The 4923-nt window shown below is 69.2% G+C and carries 4 protein-coding genes and 1 pseudogene; 3 read left to right on the top strand and 2 right to left on the bottom strand.

Annotated features, from left to right (window positions below; translation table 11 throughout):
- Positions 1 to 153: 153 nt before the first annotated feature.
- Together ACWFR4_RS10105 and ACWFR4_RS10100 are read right to left on the bottom strand one after the other, a co-directional pair.
- Positions 154 to 1386, bottom strand: a complete 1233-nt coding sequence (locus tag ACWFR4_RS10105) for a DUF349 domain-containing protein (RefSeq protein WP_453468998.1) — start codon at positions 1384 to 1386, stop codon at positions 154 to 156.
- 133 nt (positions 1387 to 1519) lie between these two features.
- Complete coding sequence (locus ACWFR4_RS10100) at positions 1520 to 2332, bottom strand: peptidylprolyl isomerase (protein WP_453468997.1); 813 nt, start codon at positions 2330 to 2332, stop codon at positions 1520 to 1522.
- Positions 2333 to 2548: 216 nt separating this feature from the next.
- Here ACWFR4_RS10100 and ACWFR4_RS10095 point away from each other — a divergent pair, with 216 nt between their 5' ends.
- From ACWFR4_RS10095 to ACWFR4_RS10085, 3 genes and pseudogenes are all read left to right on the top strand, one after another.
- A complete protein-coding gene (locus tag ACWFR4_RS10095; protein WP_327577055.1) occupies positions 2549 to 3259 on the top strand; it encodes an MBL fold metallo-hydrolase in 711 nt (236 codons plus the stop codon).
- A 12-nt stretch (positions 3260 to 3271) separates the two neighbouring features.
- Positions 3272 to 4534 carry a histidine--tRNA ligase gene (gene hisS / locus ACWFR4_RS10090; RefSeq protein ID WP_453468996.1) on the top strand — a complete coding sequence of 421 codons (1263 nt, stop codon included), beginning with the start codon at positions 3272 to 3274 and terminating at the stop codon, positions 4532 to 4534.
- Positions 4535 to 4749: 215 nt separating this feature from the next.
- A pseudogene (locus ACWFR4_RS10085) lies at positions 4750 to 4923 on the top strand (vitamin K epoxide reductase family protein); the annotation flags it as partial.

Genomic DNA, 4923 nt, shown 5'->3' with positions numbered 1-4923 from the left:
TACCCCCCCCCACACGGGCCCCCGTCTTTGCTTTCAAACCCCCACCGCTTACCCTCCGTTCCCCGGTTGAGCCGGCCCCCCCGCCTCTCCTCCCCCCCCCTGGGGGGGCCCCGCGGGGGCCGGCGCCGGGGGCCCCTCTCATGCGATGACTGCTCAGCCGCCGAACTCGTGCAGGCCCTTGAGCGCCTGGTCGAGCAGCTCCTGACGGCCGTTGAGCTCACGCTCGAGCTTGTCGGCCTTCGCGTTGTTGCCCTGCGCGCGGGCCGCGTCGATCTGGCCCCGCAGCTTGTCGACCGCGGCCTGGAGCTGACCGGTGAGCCCCTCGGCACGCGCGCGTGCCTCCGGGTTCGTACGGCGCCACTCGGTCTCCTCGGACTCCTGAAGGGCCCGCTCCACGGCGTGCATCCGGCCCTCGACCTTCGGACGCGCGTCGCGCGGCACGTGGCCGATGGCCTCCCAGCGCTCGTTGATCGAGCGGAAGGCGGCGCGGGCCGTCTTCAGATCCCCGATCGGCAGGAGCTTCTCGGCCTCGTCGGCGAGCTCCTCCTTGAGCTTGAGGTTCTCGCCCTGCTCGGCGTCCCGCTCGGCGAAGACCGAGCTGCGCGCCGCGAAGAACACGTCCTGGGCGCCGCGGAAGCGGTTCCACAGGTCGTCCTCGTGCTCGCGCTGGGCCCGGCCCGCGGCCTTCCAGTCCGTCATCAGCTCGCGGTACCGGGCGGCCGTGGTCCCCCAGTCGGTCGAGCTCGACAGCGACTCGGCCTCGGCGACCAGCTTCTCCTTGGCCTGGCGGGCGTCCTCGCGCTGCGCGTCCAGCGAGGCGAAGTGCGCCTTGCGGCGCTTCGAGAACGCCGAGCGCGCGTGCGAGAAGCGGTGCCACAGCTCGTCGTCCGCCTTGCGGTCCAGACGCGGCAGACCCTTCCAGGTGTCCACCAGCGCCCGCAGCCGCTCACCGGCCGCGCGCCACTGCTCGCTCTGGGCGAGCTCCTCGGCCTCGGTGACCAGGGTCTCCTTGGCGTGCCGCGCCTCGTCGGACTGCTTCGCCTTCTGGACCTTGCGCTCCTCGCGGCGCGCGTCGACGGTCTCGACGAGCTTGTCCAGGCGCTTGCCCAGAGTCTCCAGATCACCGACGGCGTGCGCGTCCGTCACCTGCTCGCGCAGGTGCTCGATGGCGGTCGTGGCGTCCTTCGCCGACAGGTCGGTCGTCTGCACCCGGCGCTCGAGGAGCCCGATCTCGACGACCAGGCCGTCGTACTTGCGCTTGAAGTAGGCGAGGGCCTCGTCAGGAGAACCTGCCTGCCACGAACCGACTTCACGCTCGCTGCCGTCGGCCGAACGCACGTACACGGTCCCCGTCTCGTCGACGCGGCCCCACGGGTCGCTGCTCACAGCGCCTCCTCCACATGATGCCTGCGGGCGCCTTGGGGCCCCGGGCATCGTCCACAGTTTCGTCACGGCCAACATAGGCGACCGGCGGGGCGGCTGTCCGCATCCCGCGCGACCGAAATTTCACCGCCGACGGTCAGGATTTCTTCACGGTCGCCTTGTCGATCACGACGGTGGCGTTCGGGGCGCCGTCGCCCTGCCCGGTGCTCTCACCAGCGGCGGCGATCTTCTTGAGCACCTTCATGCCGGAATCGGAAATGGTCCCGAACGGTGTGTAGCTCGGCGGCAACTGACTGTCCTGGTACACGAGGAAGAACTGGCTGCCGCCGGTGTGCTTCTGGCCCGTGTTCGCCATCGCGATCGTGCCCGCGGGGTACACGTTCCCCTTCAGGCTTTTGTCCTTCAGGTTCTCGTCCGGGATCGTGTAACCCGGGCCGCCCGCGCCGGTGCCCTTCGGGTCGCCGCACTGCAGGACGTAGATGCCGTTGGTGGTGAGCCGGTGGCACTTGGTGTGGTCGAAGAAGCCCTTGCCGGCGAGGAAGTCGAAGGAGTTGACCGTGTGCGGGGCCTCCTTCGTCTTGAGGTCGATGCCGATGTCGCCGCACGTCGTCGCGAGGTTCATCGTGTAGTCCGCCGCCTTGTCGACGGTGAGCGCCGGCTCCTTCTTCCAGCTGAGCGCCTTCACCTTGCCCGCGGCGGGCTTCTTGCAGGGGTCGGCGGCCTTGGAGGGGCTCGCGCTCGGCTTGGAGGCCGCGGAGTCCTTCTTGTCCTTGCCGTCGAAGGCCCCGGCGGCGAACGCGCCGGCGCCCGCCACCACGACCACGGCCAAGGCCGACGCGACCACCGTGTTGCGTGTGCGCGCCCTACGCCGCGCGGACTCCCGCCGCTGCTGCTGCCGCAAGAACTTCTCCCGGGCGAGCTGCCGCCGCCGCTGATCGTTGCTGACCACCGGGTCTACTCCTCGTACGTCGCGAGACCTGATTCCGAACCGATGCGAAGTGATCCGAACGGGACGAACCTGGTCTGAACTGGACCTGTTACGACCGCCTGCTGTGTGCCCCGTACCGTATATGGGTTAGCTGTGGAATCGGCAGCGCCGGTAGGCTCTGATCTGCCGCATTCTTCTGCGGACACACTTCCGCCGGACGACATACGAAGGACGATCGTGCTGATTGCCGGGTTCCCCGCCGGGGCCTGGGGCACCAACTGTTACCTGGTTGCCCCCGCCGCGGGTGAGGAGTGCGTGATCATCGACCCCGGCCACCAGGCCGCCCAGGGAGTCGAGGACGCGCTCAAGAAGCATCGGCTCAAGCCGGTCGCGGTCATCCTCACGCATGGCCACATCGACCACGTCGCCTCCGTCGTCCCCGTGTGCGGGGCCCATGACGTCCCGGCGTGGATCCACCCCTCCGACCGTTACATGATGAGCGACCCGGAGAAGGGGATCGGCCGCTCCATCGGTATGCCGCTGATGGGCGAGCTGACCGTGGGGGAGCCCGACGACGTGCGGGAGCTGAGCGACGGCACCGAACTGAAGCTGGCGGGCCTCGACCTGACCGTGGCGCACGCGCCGGGTCATACCAAGGGGTCGGTGGCCTTCAAGATGCCCGAGAGCGCGGACATCCCGTCCGTGTTCTTCTCCGGGGATCTGCTCTTCGCCGGCTCCATCGGACGCACCGATATGCCCGGTGGCTCCATGGACGACATGCTCGAATCGCTGGCACGCGTGTGCCTGCCGCTCGACGACTCGACCGTGGTGCTCTCCGGGCACGGCTCCCAGACGACCATCGGCCAGGAGCGCGCCACCAACCCGTATCTGCGGCAGGTGGCCGCCGGCCAGGGAACCTCCTTCGAGGCTCCCCGACGAGGAATGTGACGAGAGACTTCCGTGAGCACCTTTCAGGCCCCCAAGGGCACGTACGACCTGCTTCCCCCCGACTCCGCGAAGTACCTCGCGGTGCGCGACGCCATCTCCACCCCGCTGAGGAACTCCGGCTACGGCTACGTCGAGACGCCCGGCTTTGAGAACGTCGAGCTGTTCGCGCGCGGTGTCGGTGAGTCCACCGACATCGTCACCAAGGAGATGTACGCCTTCGAGACGAAGGGCGGCGACAAGCTCGCCCTGCGCCCCGAGGGCACCGCGTCCGTGCTGCGTGCCGCCCTGGAGGCCAACCTCCACAAGGCCGGCAACCTCCCGGTGAAGCTCTGGTACTCCGGCTCGTACTACCGCTACGAGCGCCCCCAGAAGGGCCGTTACAGGCACTTCTCGCAGGTCGGCGCCGAGGCGATCGGCGCAGAGGACCCGGCGCTCGACGCCGAGCTGATCATCCTGGCCGACCAGGCGTACCGCTCGCTCGGGCTGCGCGACTTCCGCATCCTGCTGAACTCGCTCGGCGACAACGAGTGCCGCCCGGTCTACCGCGCCGCGCTCCAGGACTTCCTGCGCGGTCTCGACCTCGACGAGGACACCCTGCGCCGCGCCGAGATCAACCCGCTGCGCGTCCTCGACGACAAGCGCCCCGAGGTCCAGAAGCAGCTCGTCGGCGCACCCTCGCTGCGCGACTACCTGTGCGACGGCTGCAAGGCGTACCACGAGCAGGTCCGTGAGCTCCTGACCGCCGAGGGCGTCGCCTACGAGGACGACGAGAAGCTGGTCCGCGGTCTCGACTACTACACGCGCACCACCTTCGAGTTCGTCCACGACGGTCTCGGCTCGCAGTCCGCGGTGGGCGGCGGCGGCCGCTACGACGGCCTCTCCGAGATGATCGGCGGCCCGTCGCTCCCGTCCGTCGGCTGGGCTCTCGGCGTCGACCGTACGGTCCTGGCGCTCGAGGCGGAGGGAGTGGAGCTCGAACTCCCCTCCACCACCAGCGTGTTCGCGGTCCCGCTCGGTGACGAGGCGCGCCGCGTCCTCTTCTCCAAGGTGACGGAGCTGCGCCGGGCCGGCGTCTCCGCCGACTTCTCGTACGGCGGCAAGGGCCTCAAGGGTGCGATGAAGAACGCGAACCGCAGCGGCGCCCGCTTCACGATCGTCGCCGGCGAACGCGACCTCGCCGACGGCGTCGTCCAGCTCAAGGACATGGAGTCGGGCGAGCAGGACGCGGTGGCGGTCGACGAGATCGTGGCTGTCCTGAAGGCCAAGCTGGCGTAGCCGGGCCTCTGGAGCAGGCGAAGGAGCGGGGCACGCGCGTGCCCCGCTCTTTTCTGTTCGCGCGTGTGTCGTCATGTCAGGGAGCGTCCCGTCGGAGCGAACACTTCGGGACCGTCGGCCGTACATGCTTATGACCATCGAACGGTGGACACACAGGAGCGTGCGGCAGAATGAGGCTGCCAGCAGGCCACCACCCCAAGCGACGGAACGGCGTGATGAGCAAGACGACCACGGCAAGCGACAGCGCCTCCTCCACCGGCGACGACGGAGCGGGCGCTGCCCGCAGCGCCGGGGGTTCCCTGGGTTTCGCGCTGCTTCTGGTGATCACCGGTGCGGCGGGGCTGCTCGCGGCGTGGGTCATCACGATCGACAAGTTCAAGCTGCTCGAG

Source organism: Streptomyces sp. NPDC055140, from assembly GCF_053607285.1.
Note: the sequence above shows the minus strand (reverse complement) of the source record. Positions and strands in the feature narration are given on the sequence as shown.